The following is a 20,924-nucleotide window of genomic DNA, read 5'->3' as shown; positions in this document are numbered from 1 at the left end:
TCGAATGCCGGGCATGGCGGCCCACTTGGGTCCTTGTCTCTCGAAAAGTTTTTAAGAATACTCCGAATATTTCGGGGTCGCATCGAGAGAGGGGCAGCGGATGAGGATGACCACCAGAGTGCTCGGCGCCTTGATCGCCGCCGCGATGTTCGTCATCGCGTGGCTGACCATGGCGCCGCCGGCCTCGCCGGCCTCGCTCACCGAGGTGACCAACTTCGGCACCAACCCCAGCGGGCTGCGGATGTACGTGTACGTACCGAACAACGTCGCGGCCCGGCCGCCGATCCTGGTGGCCGTGCACTACTGCACGGGCTCCGGCCCGGCCTTCTACTCCGGGACCGAGTTCGCCTCGCTGGCGGACAGGTACGGATTCATCGTCATCTACCCCTCCGCCACCAGGAGCGGATCCTGCTTCGACGTCTCCTCGCCACAGGCGCTCAAGCACGACGGCGGCAGCGACCCGGTGGGGATCGTGTCCATGGTCAAGTATGTCGAGCAGCACAACAACGGCGACGCCTCCCGGGTCTACGTGACCGGCGCGTCCTCGGGCGGCATGATGACGAACGTGCTGCTGGGCGACTATCCCGACGTCTTCAAGGCCGGGGCGGCGTTCATGGGCGTGCCGTTCGGCTGCTTCGCCACCACCGACGGCTCCAGCTGGAACAGCGCCTGCGCCAACGGCACCATCATCAAGACCCCGCAGCAGTGGGGCGACCTCGTACGCGGCGCCTTCCCCGGCTACACCGGGGCGCGTCCGCGCATGCAACTGTGGCACGGCACCGAGGACGCCACGCTCCGCTACCCGAACTTCCAGGAAGAGATCAAGCAGTGGACCGACGTCCACGGCCTCAGCCAGACGCCCACGTTCACCGACCACCCGCAGGCGTCCTGGACCCGGACCCGTTACGGCGGCACCGGCACCATGGTCGCCGTCGAGGGCGTCAGCATCCAAGGGATCGGGCACAGCCTTCCGCAGGGCGGCATGGCCGCCGGGGTCATCCAGTTCTTCGGCCTGGACGGCGGGTCCACCGGCCCTTCGCCGACACCCACCCCGACACCCACCCCGACTCCCACGCCGACGCCCGGCGGACCCTGCGGCGTCACCTACACCATGAACAGCTGGAACACCGGATTCACCGCATCCGTCACCATCACCAACACCAGCGCGTCCCCGATCAACACCTGGGCCCTGACCTTCACCCTCCCCGGCGGGCAGACGGTCACCTCCGCCTGGAACGCCACCGTCTCCCCCTCCAGCGGTCAGGTCACGGCCAGGAACGTCAGCTACAACGCCACCATCGCGCCCGGAGCCTCCACCAACTTCGGCTTCCAGGCCACTCACACCGGTAACACCGGCAAACCCACCTCCTTCACCCTGGGCGGCACGACCTGCACCATCGCCTGACCAGGTGGCTCCGGGCGGCGGCCCGCCCGCCGCCCGGATTTAGAGCATCGACAGAAGTGCTAGCGATGCTAGAGTTGTCGGCATGTCGATTCAGGAGCGCAAGGAACGCGAGCGGGCGGAGCGGGAACGGTTGATCATCACAGCGGCCCGGACGCTGGCCGAGGCCGAGGGCTGGGAGGCGGTGACGACGCGCCGCCTGGCCGAACAGGTCGAATACAGCCAGCCGGTGCTCTACAGCCACTTCAAGGGCAAGGACGCCATCATGGCGGCGGTCGCGGTGGAGGGCTGCGCCGACCTGGCCGTCGACCTGCGCGCGGCCCGTACTTCGACAGACGACCCCCGGCAGGCCCTCGCCGCCGTCGGCGCCGCCTACGCGGACTTCGCCGAACGGCGGCCCGCACTGTACGACGTGATCTTCAATCTGGCCGTCGACCTGCCCTTCGCCACCCCCGAGGCACCGGCTCCCCTGCAGGCGGCCTTCGGCGAGCTGAGCCAGGCGCTGGAATCGCAGGTCGGCGACGACGACCTCGGCCTGCTCACCGAAACCTTCTGGAGCGGCCTGCACGGGCTGGTGACGCTCATGCGCGGCGGCAGGCTCCCCCGCGAGTTCCACGACCAGCGGCTGGCCATCCTGGTCGACCGTTTCTCCCACCGCCCCTGATCCAGCTTCAGGCCGGGCAGTGGGGAGCGCAGAGCAGGAAGATGGGCGCCCCGCTGTGCACCAGCAGCGACTCGGCGTCCTGGTTGGCGTTCAGCGGCGCCCACAGCGTCAGGACGGCCAGGGCGGCGAGCACGGCCACGAGCACGGGCCGGCGCCGTGGCCGGGGGCTGAGCAGGGAGCGCACTCGCTCGGGTACGTCCGACGAGTGGTAGCCCATCGCCGGGGCCGCGGGAGAAGACGATGCGGCCAGCGAGGCGAGGGCGGCGCGAGCCAGCGCCCGGGCGGCGAGCGCGCGATCACCGACGGCGCTCGCGGCTTCTTCGTCGGCCCAGCGTTCGGTGGCGTAGCCGACGGCCCGGGGAAGGCGATACAGGAGGGGATTGACCGCGGCGGCCGCGTCGGCGAGCGCCCGGCACAGGTGGTGGCGGTGGGCCAGGTGGGCGTTCTCATGGGCCAGCAGGACGTGTCGCTCGTCCGGACTCAGGGCGTTCAGCATGCCGGTGGAGACCACCACCCGCCCGCCACGCCGGGCGGGCAGGGCGAACGCCTCGGGGCGGACCTCGTCGATCACGACCAGGTCGCCCGGTCCGCCGTCCAACTCGTCGGCGACACGGCGGACCTCGGCCATGGCCCGGCGATGCCGGAAGATGGTGCGGGTCAGCCGGATCGCGGCGACACCTAGAGCGAGCGCCGCGCCCAAGGCGACCGGGGTGGGCACGGGATCGGCATCGTCCCAGGACTGCAGGGACCAACCGCCGAGCCAGGCCACCAGCCGGATCTGGGCCAGCAGGGTCCAGGTGAGCAGCGCGAGCGCGTACGCGGTGCTGACCGCCGATACCAGCGCGGCGGCCACCAGGGCACGGCCGGCGGTGGACGGTGGCAGCCAGCGCGCCAGCGGCGCGGCGACCAGGCCGAGCAGCAGCGAGATGAGCAGCGGCAGGTAGACGTCGACGCGCATGTCAGGTGCCGCCGCTCTCGCGCAGGAGCCGCTGCAGCAACGCCTCGTCCTGCTCGGACAGCTCCCCGACGAACTGGGCCAGCACTCGAGCCCGGTCCTGGCCCTCACCGAGCAGGCTGCGCATCTGCGCCGCCCGCCGGGCTGCCTCGTCGCGCTGGATGGAGTAGGCGTAGGCGCGGCCGGTGCGGACCCGGCTGACGGCGCCCTTGTCGTGCAGGCGGCTGAGCACCGTCATGACCGTGGTGTAGGCCAGCGGGGATGCGAGCCGCTGGGCCACCTCACCGGGGGTCAGCGGACCAGGGGTGCCGGCCAGGATGGCCAGCACCTCACTCTCCAGGCCGCCCCGGTCCCGGCGTTGGCGCGATGGTGAGGTCATAAGCGCTCACTCTCTACTTACAGCTTGTGTAGCAGGGTAGCTGTAGTGCCTGGGCGATTCACCCCCTTCAACTACTACAAACTATGTAGTAGAAAGGTAGGGGGGTTCTGACATGTCCTTCTCGTGACGATCATCCAGGTAGGGGGCGGCTGAGGTGTACGAGCGATCGCGAAATTGGCTGCTGGGGTCAGGGGCACGCTGGGTGCGATGGACGGCCCTGTGGCTGCTCCGGCTGGCGGACCTGCGGCGGGCCCGCACGGCACCCGCGCCCGATGCCGGCACGGTGCGCATCCTGTTGTTCCACGCGTACGGCATGGGTGGCACCATCCGCACGGTGCTCAACCTCGCCGGATACCTGGCGCGCGACCACGACGTCGAGATCGTCAGCCTGATCCGCGAGCGGAACCAGCCGTTCTTCCCGCTCCCCTCCGGTGTGCGGATCTCGGTTCTCGATGACCGTACGCGCGACAAAGGCAGGCTGCGCCGATGGCTGTCGCGGCTGCCCAGCGTGCTGGTGCCCCCGACCGAGCCCTCCTACCGGCGCTGCTCGCTGCTGACCGATCTGGTGCTGCTGCGCTACCTGCGCTCGCTGCGCGGCGGGGTGCTGATCACCACCAGGCCGAGCCTCAACCTGTTCGCCGCCGGTTTCGCGCCGCCCGGGGTCATCACCATCGGCCAGGAACACCGCAACCTGGCCGCGCACAAGCCCGAGCTGCGCAAGGTCATCAAGCGCCGGTACGGCAAGCTGGACGCGCTGGTCACACTGACCCGTGCCGATCTGGAGCGCTACACCAGGGCGGTGCCCCAGCTCCATCTGACCTGCATCCCCAATGCCCTGCCACCCCTGGGCGGCGGCGACGCCTCGCTGGACGGCACGACCGCCGTCGCGGTGGGGCGGCTGGATCGGGTCAAGGGCTTCGACCTGCTCCTGGCGGCCTGGCGGCTGGTCGGCGAGCGGCACCCGGAGTGGACGCTGCGCGTCTACGGGTCGGGGCCGTGGCGCGAGCGGCTGAGGGCCCAGATCGAGGAGTCGGGGCTGGACGGACGCGCCTTCCTCATGGGGCGTACCGATCAGGTCGGAGAGGAGCTGGCGAAGGCGGGGATGTTCCTGCTCAGCTCACGCTCCGAGGGGATGCCGATGGCGTTGATCGAGGCGATGAGCAAGGGCCTGCCCGCCGTCGCCTTCGACTGCCCCACCGGTCCGGCCGAGGTCATCACCGACGGTCTCGACGGCCGCCTGGTCGAGCCGGGCGACGTCGGCGCCTTCGCCGAGACGATCTGCGAGCTCATCGAGAACGAGGACCTGCGCCGCAAGTTCGGCGCCGCCGCGAAGCGCACCGCCAGGGCCTATGACCTGCGGGAGATCGGCGCCCGCTGGGACAGCCTGCTGGCCGAGATCACGGAGCCTCGGCGGCCGTCCCGGCCCGGGACGGCCGTGGAGATCACGGAGCGGCCCGCGCATACTGGGCCACGCCGTCGCCGAACGACCAGTCGAGCGGCTCGTTCTCGGTGACCGTGACGAACACGTTCCGCGGCTCGGTCCCCGCGTAGTCCTGGGCGAGCTCGGCGATCCTGCGGTAGAGAGCCTGCTTCTGGTCCGCGGTGCGCCCGGAGCGCATCGTGATGGCCACGAACACGAGGTCGTCGTCCCGGTGGATGCCGAGGTAGTTGTCGTCGTAGCTGACCATCCGCCGCGTTCCGTCATGGCCGGTGATCACCTGGAACCTGTCGTCCGGCGGGATGCCGATGGCGTCGACCAGGGCATCGTGCACGGCCCGGCCCAGGGCCGCCAGCCGCTTCTCGTCTGCACGAACCGCATCAATGCGTACAAATGGCATTACTTCTTCCTTTCAACGATCCGGTTCAGTGGGCAGCGAGCAGGCCGAGCGCGCCGTCCACGGCCTGTGCGTAGACGTCCGCGTCGCCGGCCGCGCGGGCCAGCACATACGCGCCCTGCAGCACCGCGACGAGCGCGGCGGCGGTGGCCGCCGGGTCGAGCGCGGTGGCCAGCTCACCGGCCGCCCGCGCTTCGGTGAGGACCCCGGCGAGCCGGTCGCGCAGCCAGGCGAAGGTCTCCTCGATCGGCCGGCGCAACGTGGGATCGGCCATGACGTCCGAGTCCTGGGTGAGCCGGCCCACCGGGCAGCCCCGGAGAGCCTCGCGCTCCCGGCGCAGGTAGGTGGCGATCCGCTGGACCGGTGTGCCCGAGCCGCCGAGCTCCGCCTCAGCGCGATCACGCAGCTCCTCGGCGCTACGGGTGATCGCGGCCAGCGCCAGGTCGGACTTCCCGCGGAAGTGGTGGTACATGCTGCCCTGGCCGGCCCCGGATCGCCGCTGGATCGCCTTCGGCGAGGTGCCTACGTAGCCGCACTCCCACAGCAGCTCCCGGGTGCTCTCGATCAGCCGTTCCCTCGTGTCCACGGCACTGACCGTACATACTAGTAGGTACAGAACGCAAGACCAGAGCTCGGTCAGTGCTTGGGATCGCGCGCCAGCCCGAGCTTCCCGGCCACTTGGTCCAGCCGGTAGTACAGCCGCGGCGGGATGTGCGGGAGCAGCACCGAGTGCCGCTGGCCGAGCAGCGCGAACAGCTGCCAAGGCGGCAGGTTGATGTAGCGGGGCAGGCTCTCGTACCACCGCGCGCTGTAGCGGGCCGCCCGCTGGGTGGCCCGGATGACCGCCCGGCGTTCCCGCTCGTAGCGGGCGAGGGCGGGCTTGAGCGCCGTCTCCTCGTGCAGCGCGTTGACCAGGAATGCGGCGTCCCCCAGCGCGAGGGCGGTGCCCGCGCCGATGGAGTAGTGCGTGGTGTGCGCGGCGTCCCCGACCAGGACGAGGTTGCCGTGGTACCACTTCCGGTTGGTCAGTGTGCGGAAGTTCAGCCAGTGCGCCCGGCCGTCGGGGTGCGCCCGGCCGATCAGGGGGTGCCCGTCCAGGATTTGGGCGAAGAGCTTCTCCAGGAGGGCCAGGCCGTCGGCCTCGTTCGCCTGGTCGAGCCCGAGTCCCCGCCAGGTCTCAGGGGCGCATTCGATGACGCAGGTGCTGTGGTCCTTGCCGAATCCGTAGCCGTAGTACCAGATCCAGCCGTGCTCGGTCTCCACGAAGGCGAAGGTGAACGATTCGAAGATCTTGGTGGTGCCGAGCCAGATGTAGACGTTCCGGCCGACCGCGACCTGGGTCCCGAAATGGTCGGAGTGGCGCTCGCGCAGCACGCTGTTGACCCCGTCACCGGCGACGACGAGGTCGGCGTCGGCCAGTTCCTCCTCCTCGGCGATCTCGCGCTCGTACTCGATGCGCACACCGAGGGAGCGGGCCCGCTCGGTGAGGATGTCGAGCAATCGATGCCGGCCGATGCCGAAACCCTCGTCCCCGTGATCCACGGTCACCGTGGCGCGGTCGCAAACGTGCATGACCCAGCCGTCCCAGCGGACCGAGCTCTCGATGATGGCACGCGCGGACTCGGGGTCGACGCCGTGGAGACTGTGGAGCAGTTCGTAGATATATGTCACGCCCCAGCCATAGGTCGACCCGGCCGGATTTCGCTCATAGACGGTGATGTCGTGGGACGGGTCCACCCGCTTCATCAGGATCGAGAAGTACAGGCTGGCGGGCCCTCCGCCGACGCAGGCGACCTTCACGCTAACTCCCCATAACTACGCAACGTCATCAACTCATCTCATAGCGTAGCAATGAGGTATGTATTCCTGCGGTCTCCTCCGGCTGAACCACCAGTCACAAAATGCCCAATAATCGGCACAGCTCCCACCTCCTCAGGGTGGCCAAGTGCGTTCCCGTGCAGGTGGGACAATGGGGGTGTTCATTCCGTGCTCCCCCCTTGGCGACAATTTCAGGAAGGGGGCGGCCATGGCGACCATCGCTCATCACCCGGCGACAGAAGCGGCGCCCGGCGCCCTGCGGCTCGGCGCGGCGCTCATGGCACTGGCCGGCCTGACATTCATGGGTTACGCGGTGATCTTCTTCATCCGCAACTTCACCGGCGGGTTCCTGGAGCTCGGCATCGGTCCGCACGAGGTCGATGTCAGCCGGGCGCAGGTCCAGTCGTTCAGTCCCGACCTGTTCAGGTACATCGCGCACCTGCACATCGCGCTGTCAGGGTTCCTCGCCTCGACCGGGCTGGCCACCGCGGCACTCGCCTGGTTCGGGGTCAGGCACGGGCTCTGGTGGGCGTACGTGACGTCGATCGTGGTCCCAGTGCTGGGCCTGGTCGTCGCCCTGCCCGCGCACTACCCGTACCATTTCGCCACTCTCGGCCACCTCGGGCTCATCTACCTGGCCACCGCGATATTCGCCGTAGGCGCACTGGTGGCGCTGAAACCGATGCTGCACGCGCGGCACACCTGATCGCGTCAGGCGAACCAGGAGCGGCTGTCTCCACATCCGCTCCTGGCGCGTGATCGTCAGGCGGACGGAGAGACATGGTGACCTTGCGGCACGAGTTGTCCGTACGGACACGGATGACGCTGCTGGCCGGTGCCGTCATGGCGGCGTTGTGCGTGGTCTTCTGCGTGTTCATCCTGCTGGCCGCCCACGACCGCGCCATGGACGACCGGACCGACGTGATCCTCCAGTCCGAGCTGCACGTGGCCCGGCACATCTCGCGCGACCAGCTCCCTTCCCTGCTCCCCGACCATGGAATCGCCGCTCTCCAGGTGGTGGACGCCCACGGCAAGCTCGTGGCGGCGAACCTGCGGATGCTCGGCCAACCACGCATGGCCTCCTTCGCCCCACCGGATGACAACCTGATCAAGGACCGGATCGTCTGCACCGTGCCGAGCTTCGGGGACACGTGCATGATCGTCGTGGCCATACGGGTCGCCGGGGCCGGAGGCGACTGGATCGTCTACGGCGCCGATTTCGTCATCCCCGGGTACATCGATCGCTCGGTCGTCATCACCCTGCTCGTCGGGTCCGCGCTGCTGATCAGTGCCACGGCGATCGGCGCCTACCGTACCGTCAGCAAGACCCTCGACCCCGTCGACGACATCGTCGCCGAGCTGGCCGAGATCACCTCGACCGACCTCGGCCGCCGGGTGCCCGTGCCCGACCACCACGACGAGATCCGGAAGCTGGCCGAGACCGCGAACCTGACCTTGGAGCGGCTGGAGGCGGCGGTCGAGCAGCAGCGGCGCTTCGCCTCCGACGCCTCGCACGACCTGCGCAGTCCCATCACCGCCATACGCACCCAGGTGGAAGCGGCCATGCTGCACCCGGACGAGGCGGACTGGCCCGCGATGGCGCAAGCCCTGCTGGCCAGCCTCGACCGGCTGGAGGCGATCGTCGTCGACCTGCTGGTGCTGGCCCGGCTCGACGCCGGCGCCCACTGCGACGGCGACCGCGTGGACCTGCGCGAGCTGGTCAAGTCCGAGCTCGAACGCCGGGCCCCCAAAGCACGCGTCGTGACCGACCTCGGGCCCGACGCGGTCGTGAACGGAGACCGGCTCCAGCTCGGCCGCCTGCTCACCAACCTCCTGGACAACGCCGCGCGGCACGCCGACTCCACCGTGGCGATCTCGGTCCGCCGCAAGGGTGACGATGCGGTGCTCGAGGTGAACGACGACGGCCCCGGCATCTCCCCTGACCAGCGGGAATTCGTCTTCCAGCGCTTCACCCGGCTGGATGCCGCCCGAAGCAAGGACATGGGGGGTACGGGACTCGGCCTGGCGATCGCCAGGGAGATCGCCGAGCGTCACGGCGGGTCGCTGACCATCGAGGATTCGGAGAAGGGCGCGCGATTCGTGCTGAAAATCCCTGTCGCCCCTGCCGACCCAGCACGTTGAGAAGGGTTGACAGAGCCAGTCATCGGGATAGATCTTCTCATTCATCAGATGAATTGCCTCATCAGTCCCCCCAGTGGAGGCACTATGTCGGAAAATCCATCCTCGCGACGAACATTCCTCGGAGGTCTTGCCTTAGGCGGAGCCGCTGCCGTGGTCGCCACCTCCCCCACCGCGTGGGCGCAGGCCGTACCGGAGAAGACGGACGCGTACGGGGACGTCCTGCGTGACGCCGCCATGATCTGGAAGCGGCTGCCCAGCGGCTGGCAGAACGGGCCGTTCCTGGGCAACGGGTTTCTCGGCGTGCACGTCTACAACAAGGGCGGTGAGGGGAACGTCCTGCGGTTCATGCTCAGCCACTCCCTCGTGCAGGACCAGCGAGGGCAGTGGGAGGCGGCGATCGGCTACTCGCGGCTGCCCATCGGCTATCTGACGCTGACCTTCGCCGGGACCGTCACCGCGGTGGACTGGCGGCTGGACCTCGAACGCGCCGAGCTCACCGGGACCGTGACGACCACCCAGGGCGGCGTCCGGTTCAGCGCGCTCGTGCTCAACCAGCGCGGCGTGCTGCTGGTGTCCATGACGCCGACCCCGGGAGAGGAGGCGGCGGCGTGGGGCTTCACGCCCCTGCCCTCCCATACGACCAGGACGATCCGGCTCCCGCCCGAGTACACCGGCAATCCCGAACCGGTGGTCGCCGAGGGGCACGTCGAGCAGCCCATGCACGCCGGAGGCGGGTACACGACGGCTTGGCGCGAGGTCCGGCACGGCACCGGGCGGGTGTTCGCGGCCACGATCGCCTATGGATACCCGGACTCGACCGGGGTCGAGGAGGCCGTACGGACCGTGCGCCAGGTGCTCGACGGGAACCCGGAGGCGCAGGTCGTGGCCCACCGGCTCTGGTGGCAGCGGTTCTACCGGCGCAGCCTGCTGTCGGTCCCGGACAAGCGGCTGCAGCGGTTCTACTGGATCCAGCTCTACAAGATGGCCTCGGCCACCAGGGACGGCGCGCCCGTGGTGACCGAGTGGGGGCCGTGGTTCCCCGAGGCGGGCAACAGCTGGACCAACATCTGGTGGAACCTGAACGTCCAGGTCAGCTATCCGATGATCAACGGCTCGAACCACCCGGAGCTGGACGCGGTGACCACAACGTTCCGGAAATATCGCGAAAATCTGGAGCTTAATGTGAATCCGGGTTATCGCGATGGGAAGTCGTACGCGCTGTGCCATCCGGGCGATCGCATGCTCAGGCCCGGCCCGCGATACGTCGGCGTGCCCGGCGTGAGTCCCAACGACCACACCGGCAACCTCACCTGGGGCATGCACAACGTCTGGCTCGCCTACCGCCACTCCATGGACGACGGCGTGCTGCGCGACGTGCTCCACCCGATCCTCACCGGCGCGATCACGTACTACGAGCGCTTCCTGGTCGAGGGCGCCGACGGGCGGCTGCACCTGCCCGAGACCCGCTCACCCGAGTACGCCAACGCCTCCGACGCCACCTACGACCTCTCGCTCATCCGCTGGGGCTGCCGCACCCTCCTCGACAGCGCCGAGCGGCTACGCCTCGACGACCCGCGCAAGTCCCGCTGGCAGGAGATCCTCGCGCGGCTGGTGCCGTACCACCAGAACGAGGACGGGGTGATGATCGGCGCGGACGTGCCGCTGGCCGAGTCGCACCGCCACTACTCGCACCTGCTCTGGATGTATCCGCTGCAGGAGTCGCTCGACCGGCGCAGCTTCGAGCACTGGACCGGCATGCGCGAGCGGTGGCACGGCTACAGCTTCGCGGCGGCCTCCTCGATGGAGACGCTGTTCGGCAACCCGGAGGAGGCGCTGGCCCAGCTGCGCTTCTTCATCGACGGCAACGTCGTGGACAACTGCGCGATCACCCCGAACACCATGTACAGGGAGGGCGCCAACTTCGCCATCGAGAGCCCGCTGGCCGCCGCCCAGTCGATGCTCGACATGCTGATCCAGAGCCATGGCGGGGTGGTCAAGGTGTTCCCCGCGGTCTCCGCCACCTGGGCCGACGTGTCGGTCGAGCGGCTGCGTACGCAGGGCGCGTTCCTGGTGGACGCCTCGCGGAGCCAGGGGCGTACGGACTGGATCAGGGTGCACAGCGAGGCGGGCGAGCCGCTGCGGCTCCGGCACGGCATCGAGGGCCCGGTCGAGGTCCGCGACGAGCACGGCAGACCGCTCCCCCACCGCGGTACGGACACGCTCGAGATCCCGCTGCGCAGAGGCAGGACGGCCGTCATCAGCCGGCCAGGTCAGCACCCTTCTCGGCCGCGCGATGTCCCGGGCGATGACAGTGCGCCCGCGTGGGGACTGCCCTAGCGGCTGCCAGATCGAAGACCGTCGACGGACTCCGGTGAGTCCGTCGGCGGTCTTGCGTGTGTTCGGCCCGGGCTTGGACCGGAGAGCGATGTAAAACTTTCTAGACATGAAGTCAAAGATTTGCTACTTTCGAGATGTCAAAGATTCTGTACATCAGGGAGCTGTCATGACACTCGAAGAGAGACGGGCGTGGATCCGGCTGATCGTCTCCGTCGCCGCGTACGGCGGGTACGCGTTCGTGGTCTTAGGCCGGACCGGCGAGCGCCCGCTGGCCGAAGTGCCCTATGGCGCGGCGCTGCTGTGGAGCGTGGCAGCGGCCATCCTCGGCACGATCGCGCTCGAGATCGTGGTCGCCGCGGCCAGGCCGGCGTCCCTGGTCAAGGACGAGAGGGACCGGGAGATCGGGCGGCTGGGCGACCACGTCGGCCAGGCGTTCGTGGTGATCGGCGCGGTCGCGGCGATGCTCATGGCGATCGCCGACTGGGACCGCTTCTGGATCGCCAACGTGATCTACGTGTGCTTCGCCCTGTCGTCGGTCCTCGGCAATGTCGCCAAGGTCATCGTCTACCGCAGGAGCCTGCCTCAATGGTGAAACCGACCCGTGTGACCAACCGCATCCGTGCCCTGCGCTTCGAGCACGACGAGATGACGCAGGCCGAGCTGGCCGACCGCATCTCCGTGACCCGCCAGACCGTCATCGCCATCGAGCAGGGCCGCTACTCGCCGTCCCTGGAGATGGCCTTCCAGATAGCCCATGTGTTCAAGGTCCCGCTCGACGAGGTGTTCCAATACCCCGACTCCCAGGAGGAGACACCATGAAAGCGATCGCTCAGGACGTGTACGGCTCGGCCGATGTCCTCCGGTTACGCGAGATGGACCGGCCGTCGATCGGCGACGACGAGGTGCTGGTCCAGGTACACGCCGCCGGGGTGGACCCGGGCGTGTGGGTCTGCATGACCGGCCGGCCGTACGGGGCGCGTGCCTGGTTCGGCCTGACCAGGCCCAGGGTGTCCGTACGCGGCCGGGCCCTGGCCGGGGTGGTCGTGGCGGTCGGCTCCGGCGTTCAGCGGTTCAAACCCGGTGACGAGGTGTACGGCACCAGCCCGCGCAGCGGCACGTTCGCCGAATACGCGGCCGCCCCCGCCAAGCGGCTCGCGCCCAAACCCCCCAGGCTGTCGTTCGAGCAGGCCGCCGCGGTGCCCATCTCGGCGGTGACCGCGCTGGAGTGCGTCCGCGACGGCGGGCAGGTACACGCCGGGCAGAGAGTGATGGTCATCGGCGCGGCCGGCGGCATCGGATCGTTCGCGGTGCAGCTCGCCAAGGCGTCCGGCGCGAAGGTCACCGCCGTGTGCGGCACCGGCAAGGCCGATCTGGTGCGGTCACTCGGCGCCGACGAGGTGATCGACTACACCCGGGAGGAGGTCGACCGCGACGGGCCGAGCTACGACGTGATCATCGACCTCGCTGGCTGCCGCCCACTGGCGCTGCTGCGGCGCGCCCTGACCCCGCGCGGGACCCTGGTGCTGGCCGGCGGCGGACATGACGCCGGCGGGCTGCTCGGTGGCTACACCCGCCAGATGCGCGCGCCCTTCGTCTCGATGTTCACCAGCCAGCGGCTCCGTGGCCTGACCTCCAAGGAACGCGCCCAAGAGCTGGAGGAGCTGGCAGAGCTGATCGAATCGGGCGCGGTCACCCCGGTCATCGACCGCACCTACCCCCTCGCCGACGCACCCGACGCCATCCGCTACCTCGCCGAGGGCCATCCCGCCGGGAAAGTCGTCATCACCGTCGGAACAGGTCCGTCGGCTGACGCTCCATGACCTCCACTCCCGCCCGCCGCTCATCAGAGCCTGATGGCAAGAGGAGAGCGACGGCCCCGCTGGTCAGGGGCCGTCGCTCTCCCGTTTCGCCCACCGGACGCTTGTGGGTCATTCGCCGCGTTTGGCGGCAAAGCTAATTTTCAAGAAAAATGTCCCGGACTGCTTTCGTGAACTCGTCTCTTGGAAACGCCTGTCGCCGAGTGGTGTAGGCAGGCAAGTCCAGGGCCCCCAGAGCGCGTTCGGTTTGGCGTTCCGTCCGCAGCGCCAGGACGAGGGTGACCGTCGGATCACCGGAAGCCTCGCTCCGGTGCACTACATCTGCGGGCATCGTATAGACGCTCCTCGCGAAATGGCGCGTCTTCCGCTCGGCCTCGATCCTCACCAGGGTTTTGGTGGGCACCACGCGGTCGACCACGCCCTCGCCGTAGATCGTGAACACCCGGAAATCAGCATCGGACGGCTCGTCCACCTCAACGACACTTACCTCGACGTTTTCCAGGGCGCCGTGGGCGATATAGCTGACGAGGTCCCATGTGTGATCGTGCATGGGAGACACCTCGTCGGCCGTCAGGTGCCGACGCCGTGCCACCGGCGGCCACAGATGCAGGCGCAGAGTGGCGTGTGGCCAGCGGGCGAGCGGGGCGTAGACGAACCCGAGAGGGTGCAGCAACGGCTCCACGGGATGGCGATCGCGGGCGACGGCGTCGAGCAGTCTGGCGCACGGCTCTTCGAGAAGGCGAGGGTCCTGCTTGCGAAGCAGGTCGCCGATCTCCGCAAGATCGGGTCGGTCGCCCATCGGGGACACGGCTCTCCCTGAGGTGTTACATGCTGGTGCGAGCTGCGCATCCGAAGATCGCTAGAGGCTTACCCTAGGACATGCGGGCATGCCAGACGCCCCGAACACGCGGAGCCTTGACGAGGCGGCCTCCGGCCTCCGGAGCCACGGAACGAGGTCAGTCGCCGTAGGGGTTGGTGGGGGTCAGCGCCTGCTGGCGGATGTGTGCGATGTCGTGATCCGTATAGGAGTGCAATGGAAGATGGAGCTGGTCGAAAAGCTGTCTGATCTCCGCGGTGGACGGTATTTCGGCTAATACGCTGTCACCGAGGCCGCTCAGGCGCACCGCCCGAGCTTGCCGGAAGCTGACCGACAGGTGGGTCGAATAGTCCGCGTAGAGCTTCGCATTGCTACGGATCCGGTAGGCGGGCCAACCTTTGTCCCGCACGGTTATGAGCAGATGGTCGTTGTAGCGGTCGAAGCGCTGATTGGACCATACCGAGGAGAGGGAGAGCTCGATATCCAACGGAGATCGCTGATTATACCGGAAAGCGGAAAGAACAGTCGCGAAACAATTGAGCTGAATACGCTTCCCGACTCCTTCGCCGTTGTCCTGCGGCCATAGTTCGTGCGCTATCTGCTGCTGATATCTGGCATAGGCGTCGCACAGCTCGAAATCGGCCGGATCCAGGATGTCAACGCGAATACGTATGGGCCGGTTCCGCAGTCGCGACAGCCGGGCGAGCTCTGGCAACGTCTTGGCCCGAAGGTATGTGCCCGTGCCTCCCTTGAACTCCCAGAAGTCGCAGGATCGACGAGCCTCGGAGAATGCCCGGCTGATCGCCGGGCCCGCTAAAACCTCGACTTCGGCCAGGCCGCGAAGCAGCCCGTACACGGGCGCCATCTCACCACCCAGCTGCCTCACCTCTCGAAGCTCGTACAGCGAATCATCCAGATCACCAATGAGCTCCGAAAACCTGCGCAGCGCCGTCTCACCGGTCTCCTGCTTCCGCCAGCGATCCCGCAGGAGAGAGAAGGCCAGCACCGCCAGAGTCACCAGGATCGTATTGTTGATCACGTCACCCGGGACCGCTTCCAGCACACCGAGAACACTGAACACAACAGCCAGAATGAGTGCGATTACGGCGTCGGCCTGGTCCTTTATCCGAGCAAGCCATCGCCGCATGGCTACCACCTTGGGAAATAAATCGGAGCAAACCTCTCTGGAGAACTTCTACCCTCAGGCGCCATCGGTCAGTCATAAAGGACTATTCGCATTACCGGCTCCACTCGCATTACCAGCTCCACCCGCGGCTCGACCACCCGCGCCGCGGCGCAGCTCATGCAGGCGCTGCGAGAATGGTCGGCAACTGCCAGGGGGTTCGCGTCCGGACGGCGCGGTAGGCGAAGGAGGCGTGTGGACGAGAGCGTGTCGTTGGCTCAGCTGGCCCATCGGCTGGAAGAGGTGGTGGGCGAGCTGCGCGGCATCCCCGTCGACGTCGAACGGCTGGAGGACCGCGAGCTCGTACGGCAGCAGATCGCGCAGGCCGCCGCCTCGGCCGGGGAGCTGCGCGCCATGCATCCGGTGGGCTCGTCGGAGAAGGGCCGCGAGGAGCAGAGGAGCCGGGTCGACGTGCTCGACGCCCTGCGGGACGGCATGACGATGCGCACGATCATCCACGCGAGCGTGCTGGACGACCCCCGCAAAGCGGCCCGGCTCAGGGAGTTGCACGCGGCCGGTGACCTGCACCGGGTCGTCGACGAGCCGATCCAGCAGTTGCTCATCTTCGACCGGACCATAGCGTTCGTCCGCATCACCCCCGTCGCCTACTCGCCGGGCGCGCTGGTGATCCGGCAGCAGAGTCTGATCGCCACCCTCATCGATCTGTTCGAGCAGACCTGGTCCAGGGCCAGGGAGGTCACTGAGGCTGCTCACCAGCTGACCCCGCGCGAGCGCGAGGTGCTGGCGCTGATCGCCGAAGGGCGCTCCAACAAGGCCGTCGCCCGCACCCTGTCCATCACGGAGGCGGCCGTGGGCAAGCACGTGGCCGGCGTGTTCGCCAAGCTGGAGCTACCTGCTTCCGATGACGACAACCGGCGGGTGCTGGCCGTGCTGGCTTACCTGCGCGGCGCAGTCAGGTAGTGCCCAGTCCCGCCTCTCTGCCGCCGCGCGGCGCGGTAGTGCCAGACCTACCTCGTCCTCGGCCCAGCCCCACTGCGGCCCCCACCCGATATGGAGTTCGATAAGATCATGCAGCGAATGACTGGATTGCTGGTTGGCGCGGTCTTCGGCGCCGTCTTCGTCGTCGTCAACGCGCAGAGCCCGCTCAACACCGTGACCGTGAACCTCTTGCGGGTGGCCGCGTGCCTGGCGGCCGCGAGTGTCCTGGCCCTGTGGTTCGTCACCGCCCGCAAGGAGCGGTCCGCCGCGGGCCCGCAGCGGAACATGTTCAGCCGCGGCTACCTGATCATCGTCGCCGCCGAGGCGATTCTGCTCTTCGGTGGCCTCCGGGTGCTGGCCGCCTGGGAACGCCCTGTTGAGACCAATGTGGCCTGGGTGGCGTTCGTGGTCGGTGTGCACTTCATCGCGTTGGCGCCCATATGGAAGGACTGGAGCATTGCCGTGCCCGGTGTGGTGCTCACCCTGCTGGGCGTCGCCGGTCTCGTTCTGGCGTCCACGGCGGCCGTGGCCTGGGTGCCGCTCATCAGTGGCGTGCTGTCCGGCCTGGTGCTTCTGGTCGGCTCCATCACCTTCGGGTGGCGGACGGTGGCGGCTCGGACGGCTTAGCTCACGGGCCGGATCGCCGGTCCTTGCCGGGCGTACGGAGGGCCACGTACGGACACGGAGCGGAACCATGCAGTTTCTGTATGTTTTCTGTACGGATTTTTCCCACCCTGGGCCCTAGCAAGACATACACGGTGCGGAAGGGGTCCAGTTGAAACTCCGAGCAATCGCGATCGCGGGCTTAGCCCTGTTCCTGAGTGTCGCCGCCGCCGACCCAGGCGAGGAGAGCGGTGGCGACCCGCCCAACCAGGTGACGGCGGACGCGAGCATCATGGCCACCAACTTCCAGCTGCCCTTCCCCTGCGGGCAGGCGTGGACCGGCAACTCCAACGGAAGCAGCGCCCACCTGTCGTGGGAGATCGACTTCAACAGGGGCAGCACGGCCGACGCCGACCTGGGCGACCCCGTGGTGGCCGCGGCCGCGGGCACGGTGGTCATCTCCGCCCACCAGGGCTCGACCAACGGCTACGGCAACCTCGTCAAGATCGACCATGGCGGCGGCTGGGCGACCTATTACGCGCACCTGAACACTCGCTCGGTCAGCGAGGGAGCCACCGTCTCCCAGGGACAGAAGATCGGCACGGTCGGCAACACCAGCAAGCCAGGTAACAACATCTCCCCCCACCTCCACTACGAGGTACGGCTGGGCACCGACTACCCCTCCAACATCCAGAAGGCCGTCTTCAACGGCACGACCTTCGGCTACCCCAACCAGACGGTGACCTCCAAGAACTGCGGCAACACCACCAACCCGTACACCCCGCAGGAGGTCTGCGGCGCCGGCTACGACGTGATCGACTCGGCGGCGCTCGGCACCTCCGGCACGGTCTACCTGCTCTACAACAGCGGCAACGGCAACAACTGCGTCACCACCCTGAAGCGAACCTCCCTCGGCACCGCCACGGCGACGAGCGCCTACCTGGAAGTGCAGGGAAGTAGCAGGGTCACCGACTCAGGCAACTTCGCGTACTACGCGGGGCCGGTACGCGCCGCGGCGGCGGACAAGTGCGTGAGGTGGGGCGGCAAGGCAGGCTCCTCCACCTACGACAGCATCTTCGAACACTGCAGCTGACCATCAAGCGTTGACAGGGCCTCCACGGCGCGGTGGAGGCCCTGTTCCATGCGACCTTGTGGACGGTGGCCAGATGCTCTATAAGGGGTAGTACTACTTCTCGTAGAGTTGAAGTGGAGGCCGCCGGTGCGGGTGCTTGTGGCAGGAGCGGGGATCAGCGGGCTCGCGGCGGCACGGGGATTGATCGGCGCGGGCCACGAGGTGGTCGTGCTGGAGCAGGCACCGGAGCCGCGCGTCCAGGGCGGGGCCATCACGCTGTGGCACAACGGCACGGCCATCCTCGGGGACCTGGGCGTCGATCTGGAAGGGACCGGACAACCGCTGACGACGTTATGCCTGCGGACCGCACGCGGGCGCCGGGTGCTGGAGTTCGACCTGGCGGCGCTGGCCGAACGGTTCGGGTCGGTGGCGCGGGTGATCCCGCGCGGGTCGCTGATCACCCTCCTGGAGAGCGGCCTGCCGCAGGGGACCGTACGGTTCGGCGCACGGGTCGCGGAGCTGCGGGCCGACGGCGGCGGCGTACAGGTGCGGACTCAGACAGGTCAGGAGTACGCCGGTGACGTCCTGGTCGGAGCCGACGGGGTGCGCTCGCGGGTGCGTACCCTCGTCCTGGGCGACGGCCCGGCGGCCCAGACCGGTGTGGCGACCTGGCAGGGCCTGACGCCGGCCCCGTTCGATCCCGGGTCGGCCACGACGATGATGGTCGGCCGGCGGGGTGACTTCGGGTACATGGGGGCGGGTGACGGGCTCATGCAGTGGTTCTTCGACGTGCCGTGGTCGCCGGGCGCGCCGCCGGAGGACAAGCCGCTGGAGATGTTGCGCCGGCGGTTCGGGGGGTGGGGCTCGCCGGTCGAGCGGGTGCTGGCGTCGCTGGGTGAGGGCGACGCCGAGGTGTTCCCGCACACCCGGCACAGGGTGCCGCGCCGTTGGGGTGGCGGGCGGTGCGTGCTGCTCGGGGACGCGGCGCACGGGATGCCGCCCGTCATGGCGCAGGGCACGAACCAGGCGTTAGAGGACGTGGCGACGCTGGTGGACTGCCTGGGCGCCGTGCCCGACCCGGCCTCCGTCGTAGAGGTGTACTCGGCCAGGCGGAGGCGGCAGGCGGCCCTGGCCTCCACGATCGCCACGCGCAGCCTCGCGGTGTCCGGCCCGAGGACGCTGCTGCAAGGCGAATACCTCCTGCGCATGAACGGAGCCGCCCCGCCGCGTCTCGCCACTCGCGGGTTCGGCGCACTGCTGCGCACCCTCAGCGACCGGATCTGACGCCAGAGGGGTTCGGCCCTGAAATACGGCTGCTTCCCAGGCGACCATGCCACGACATGACCGCCTGGGAAGCGAACCGTCAGGGACGGGCCTCGGCCAGGAGAGGGTCGGCTTGGGTCGCGATGCGGCGCAGACCCCGTTCGGCGGCGCGGGTCATCTCGGTCGGCACCCCGAGATCGTCCAGGTACGCCCCGGTGTCGTGCATTTCCTGTGCCCGCCGTACGGCATGCGTACGCGTGCCGGTCAGGAACCGGTCGATGACCGCCTGCCCGTCACCGGCGAGCTGCCTGGCGACCTCGGCCCGGATCCAGTCCTTGTCACCCGCCGCCTCTCCCGCTGTGACGGCTTCGCAGACCACCAAGGCCAGCCCCTTCATGAACACACTGCGCAGGAGCTTGCGGGCCATCGCCGCGCCGGGCGGCGCGTCGAGCACTTCCACAGGGGTACCGAGCGGGCTCACGAGCCGGGAGACCGCCGCCGCGCCCGGCCCGCTGACGAGGAGCGGCACCTTGTGCCCATGCAGCGGCACGGGGCCGAGAATGGCCACGTCCGCGAAGCCGTCGATGGTCCCGCCGAGCCGCTCCATGACCAAGGGGGGCGCGGAGGTGAAGTCGGCGTAGCAGGCGCCTTCGGCAAGAAGGGGCGCACATTCCGCCGCGACGGCGGGGGCGGCGGACGCAGCGGTCAGAACCAGGACGTACGCGGCTCCCTCGACGCACTCCCGCAGCGTCGCGGTCCTGGTGACACCTTCAGGCGTGGGGGTGTTGGCGGGGTCGTACCCGAGCACCTCGTGCCCGGACGCGGCGAGTGCGGCGGCGAAGACGCCGCCCGCCTCTCCCAGGCCGATGACGGCACAACGCATTTTCATCAATCCTTGCTCAAAGAAGTGGAGAGGTTAACGAAAGGAGATCGTCAAAGGTCACGCGCGCGGCCGAGCGCGGCGGCGGCGCGGAGCAGTTCGGGCACGATGCTCAGCATTTCGCTCTCGGGGTGGCGTTCGGCGGGGCCGGAGATGCCCACCGTGGCCATGACCTGGCCGTCCGGGCGCGGCACGGGCGCGCTCACGCCCGAGGAGCCCACCACGCGCTCGTCGGCGGAGACGTGGTAGCCGCGCTCCCTGATCAGCGCCAGTTCGGCACGCAGGTCCGCCTCGCTCACGGACTTGCCGCCCGCGGTGCTCAGGTCGCGTACCGCTGACATCAGGGCCTCGAGCTCTTCCTCGGGCATGGCCGCCGCGAGCACCTTGCCCGCGCCGAGATGCAGCGGGAGCCGCTGGCCGATGGGGAGCTGGTAACGCAGCGGATCGGCGCCGTCGACCCGGGCGATGACGATGCGCTCCAGGCCCGATCTGATGTGCAGGGTCGCGGTAAGGCCGGTGGTGGCGGCCAGTTCCTGCAGCACCGGGGTGGCGGCGCGGCTCAGGCTGTCGGTGACGAGGAAGCTGTGGGCGGCCGCGAGCGTGGCCGGGCCGAGGTGGTAGGCCTGCTGCTCGGCGACCACGAACCCGCGGCGCTGGAGCACCCCGAGCAGGCGCAGGGTGGTGGCCGGGGACAGACCGGCCCGCCGCGCGACGTCCGATAGCCGCATCGGCTTGTCGCTCTGCTCCAGCACCTCGATCACGTCGAACGCGCGCTCGACCGAGCGCATGGACGGCTGTGGCTGCCCAGCGGCCATCGG

General features: G+C 68.7%; 22 protein-coding genes. 13 read left to right on the top strand and 9 right to left on the bottom strand.

Going from position 1 to position 20,924, the window contains the following annotated elements:
- Positions 1–100: 100 nt before the first annotated feature.
- Positions 101–1,405: a PHB depolymerase family esterase gene (locus AB0C30_RS10385; RefSeq protein WP_357941778.1), complete on the top strand. Its 1,305-nt coding sequence runs from the start codon at positions 101–103 to the stop codon at positions 1,403–1,405.
- 82 nt (positions 1,406–1,487) lie between these two features.
- Positions 1,488–2,066, top strand: a complete 579-nt coding sequence (locus AB0C30_RS10380; RefSeq protein WP_357941776.1) for a TetR/AcrR family transcriptional regulator — start codon at positions 1,488–1,490, stop codon at positions 2,064–2,066.
- 7 nt (positions 2,067–2,073) lie between these two features.
- Here AB0C30_RS10380 and AB0C30_RS10375 read toward each other — a convergent pair whose 3' ends face one another.
- Complete coding sequence (locus AB0C30_RS10375; protein WP_357941774.1) at positions 2,074–3,024, bottom strand: M56 family metallopeptidase; 951 nt, start codon at positions 3,022–3,024, stop codon at positions 2,074–2,076.
- A 1-nt stretch (position 3,025) separates the two neighbouring features.
- Complete coding sequence (locus tag AB0C30_RS10370) at positions 3,026–3,400, bottom strand: BlaI/MecI/CopY family transcriptional regulator (protein ID WP_357941772.1); 375 nt, start codon at positions 3,398–3,400, stop codon at positions 3,026–3,028.
- Between the two features lie 202 nt (positions 3,401–3,602).
- On the opposite strand from AB0C30_RS10370, the gene AB0C30_RS10365 reads away from it, so the two are divergent.
- Positions 3,603–4,913 (top strand): glycosyltransferase family 4 protein, encoded by a 1,311-nt coding sequence (locus AB0C30_RS10365; protein WP_357941770.1) that lies wholly within the window; start codon positions 3,603–3,605, stop codon positions 4,911–4,913.
- Here the strand turns inward: AB0C30_RS10365 and AB0C30_RS10360 are convergent.
- Genes AB0C30_RS10360 through AB0C30_RS10350 form a run of 3 tightly spaced genes read right to left on the bottom strand, consistent with a single transcriptional unit; the run spans position 4,843 to position 7,035 of the window.
- Positions 4,843–5,238, bottom strand: a complete 396-nt coding sequence (locus AB0C30_RS10360; RefSeq protein WP_357941768.1) for a tautomerase family protein — start codon at positions 5,236–5,238, stop codon at positions 4,843–4,845. The genes AB0C30_RS10365 and AB0C30_RS10360 overlap by 71 nt on opposite strands.
- Before the next feature lie 25 nt (positions 5,239–5,263).
- The gene (locus tag AB0C30_RS10355) at positions 5,264–5,821 is read right to left on the bottom strand and encodes a TetR/AcrR family transcriptional regulator (protein WP_357941766.1); all 558 of its coding nucleotides are present in this window, start codon (positions 5,819–5,821) and stop codon (positions 5,264–5,266) included.
- A gap of 50 nt (positions 5,822–5,871) precedes the next feature.
- Positions 5,872–7,035 (bottom strand): FAD-dependent monooxygenase, encoded by a 1,164-nt coding sequence (locus AB0C30_RS10350; protein WP_357941764.1) that lies wholly within the window; start codon positions 7,033–7,035, stop codon positions 5,872–5,874.
- 226 nt (positions 7,036–7,261) lie between these two features.
- Between AB0C30_RS10350 and AB0C30_RS10345 the strand changes: the two genes are divergently transcribed.
- The 6 genes from AB0C30_RS10345 to AB0C30_RS10320 all read left to right on the top strand — a co-directional run bounded on the left by AB0C30_RS10345 (position 7,262) and on the right by AB0C30_RS10320 (position 13,352).
- Complete coding sequence (locus AB0C30_RS10345; protein WP_357941762.1) at positions 7,262–7,759, top strand: hypothetical protein; 498 nt, start codon at positions 7,262–7,264, stop codon at positions 7,757–7,759.
- A 74-nt stretch (positions 7,760–7,833) separates the two neighbouring features.
- Positions 7,834–9,195 (top strand): ATP-binding protein, encoded by a 1,362-nt coding sequence (locus AB0C30_RS10340; RefSeq protein ID WP_357941760.1) that lies wholly within the window; start codon positions 7,834–7,836, stop codon positions 9,193–9,195.
- Positions 9,196–9,243: 48 nt separating this feature from the next.
- The gene (locus AB0C30_RS10335) at positions 9,244–11,532 is read left to right on the top strand and encodes a glycoside hydrolase family 95-like protein (RefSeq protein WP_357941758.1); all 2,289 of its coding nucleotides are present in this window, start codon (positions 9,244–9,246) and stop codon (positions 11,530–11,532) included.
- A gap of 166 nt (positions 11,533–11,698) precedes the next feature.
- A complete protein-coding gene (locus AB0C30_RS10330; protein ID WP_357941757.1) occupies positions 11,699–12,124 on the top strand; it encodes a hypothetical protein in 426 nt (141 codons plus the stop codon).
- Positions 12,118–12,351: a helix-turn-helix transcriptional regulator gene (locus AB0C30_RS10325; RefSeq protein ID WP_357941755.1), complete on the top strand. Its 234-nt coding sequence runs from the start codon at positions 12,118–12,120 to the stop codon at positions 12,349–12,351. Before AB0C30_RS10330 ends, AB0C30_RS10325 begins: the two co-directional genes overlap by 7 nt.
- Positions 12,348–13,352 (top strand): NAD(P)-dependent alcohol dehydrogenase, encoded by a 1,005-nt coding sequence (locus AB0C30_RS10320; RefSeq protein ID WP_357941753.1) that lies wholly within the window; start codon positions 12,348–12,350, stop codon positions 13,350–13,352. Before AB0C30_RS10325 ends, AB0C30_RS10320 begins: the two co-directional genes overlap by 4 nt.
- A gap of 133 nt (positions 13,353–13,485) precedes the next feature.
- Here the strand turns inward: AB0C30_RS10320 and AB0C30_RS10315 are convergent, their stop codons facing one another.
- Positions 13,486–14,148 carry a hypothetical protein gene (locus tag AB0C30_RS10315; protein ID WP_357941751.1) on the bottom strand — a complete coding sequence of 221 codons (663 nt, stop codon included), beginning with the start codon at positions 14,146–14,148 and terminating at the stop codon, positions 13,486–13,488.
- Between the two features lie 157 nt (positions 14,149–14,305).
- The gene (locus AB0C30_RS10310) at positions 14,306–15,313 is read right to left on the bottom strand and encodes a hypothetical protein (protein ID WP_357941749.1); all 1,008 of its coding nucleotides are present in this window, start codon (positions 15,311–15,313) and stop codon (positions 14,306–14,308) included.
- Between the two features lie 231 nt (positions 15,314–15,544).
- Here AB0C30_RS10310 and AB0C30_RS10305 point away from each other — a divergent pair, with 231 nt between their 5' ends.
- The 4 genes from AB0C30_RS10305 to AB0C30_RS10290 all read left to right on the top strand — a co-directional run bounded on the left by AB0C30_RS10305 (position 15,545) and on the right by AB0C30_RS10290 (position 19,247).
- On the top strand, positions 15,545–16,270 hold the full coding sequence (locus tag AB0C30_RS10305) for a helix-turn-helix transcriptional regulator (RefSeq protein ID WP_357941747.1): 726 nt from the start codon (positions 15,545–15,547) through the stop codon (positions 16,268–16,270).
- A gap of 117 nt (positions 16,271–16,387) precedes the next feature.
- Positions 16,388–16,915: a hypothetical protein gene (locus tag AB0C30_RS10300; protein WP_357941745.1), complete on the top strand. Its 528-nt coding sequence runs from the start codon at positions 16,388–16,390 to the stop codon at positions 16,913–16,915.
- 148 nt (positions 16,916–17,063) lie between these two features.
- The gene (locus tag AB0C30_RS10295) at positions 17,064–17,984 is read left to right on the top strand and encodes a M23 family metallopeptidase (protein WP_357941743.1); all 921 of its coding nucleotides are present in this window, start codon (positions 17,064–17,066) and stop codon (positions 17,982–17,984) included.
- A gap of 126 nt (positions 17,985–18,110) precedes the next feature.
- On the top strand, positions 18,111–19,247 hold the full coding sequence (locus AB0C30_RS10290; protein ID WP_357941741.1) for an NAD(P)/FAD-dependent oxidoreductase: 1,137 nt from the start codon (positions 18,111–18,113) through the stop codon (positions 19,245–19,247).
- A gap of 79 nt (positions 19,248–19,326) precedes the next feature.
- Here the strand turns inward: AB0C30_RS10290 and AB0C30_RS10285 are convergent, their stop codons facing one another.
- Both AB0C30_RS10285 and AB0C30_RS10280 read right to left on the bottom strand, forming a co-directional pair.
- On the bottom strand, positions 19,327–20,115 hold the full coding sequence (locus AB0C30_RS10285; RefSeq protein WP_357941739.1) for a DUF1932 domain-containing protein: 789 nt from the start codon (positions 20,113–20,115) through the stop codon (positions 19,327–19,329).
- 44 nt (positions 20,116–20,159) lie between these two features.
- Positions 20,160–20,921 carry an IclR family transcriptional regulator gene (locus AB0C30_RS10280; protein WP_357941737.1) on the bottom strand — a complete coding sequence of 254 codons (762 nt, stop codon included), beginning with the start codon at positions 20,919–20,921 and terminating at the stop codon, positions 20,160–20,162.
- Positions 20,922–20,924: the final 3 nt, after the last annotated feature.

The sequence above is a fragment of the Nonomuraea sp. NPDC048901 genome (assembly GCF_040649695.1).
Taxonomy (GTDB): Bacteria; Actinomycetota; Actinomycetes; order Streptosporangiales; family Streptosporangiaceae; genus Nonomuraea.
This window is presented reverse-complemented; position numbering and strand designations above follow the sequence as displayed.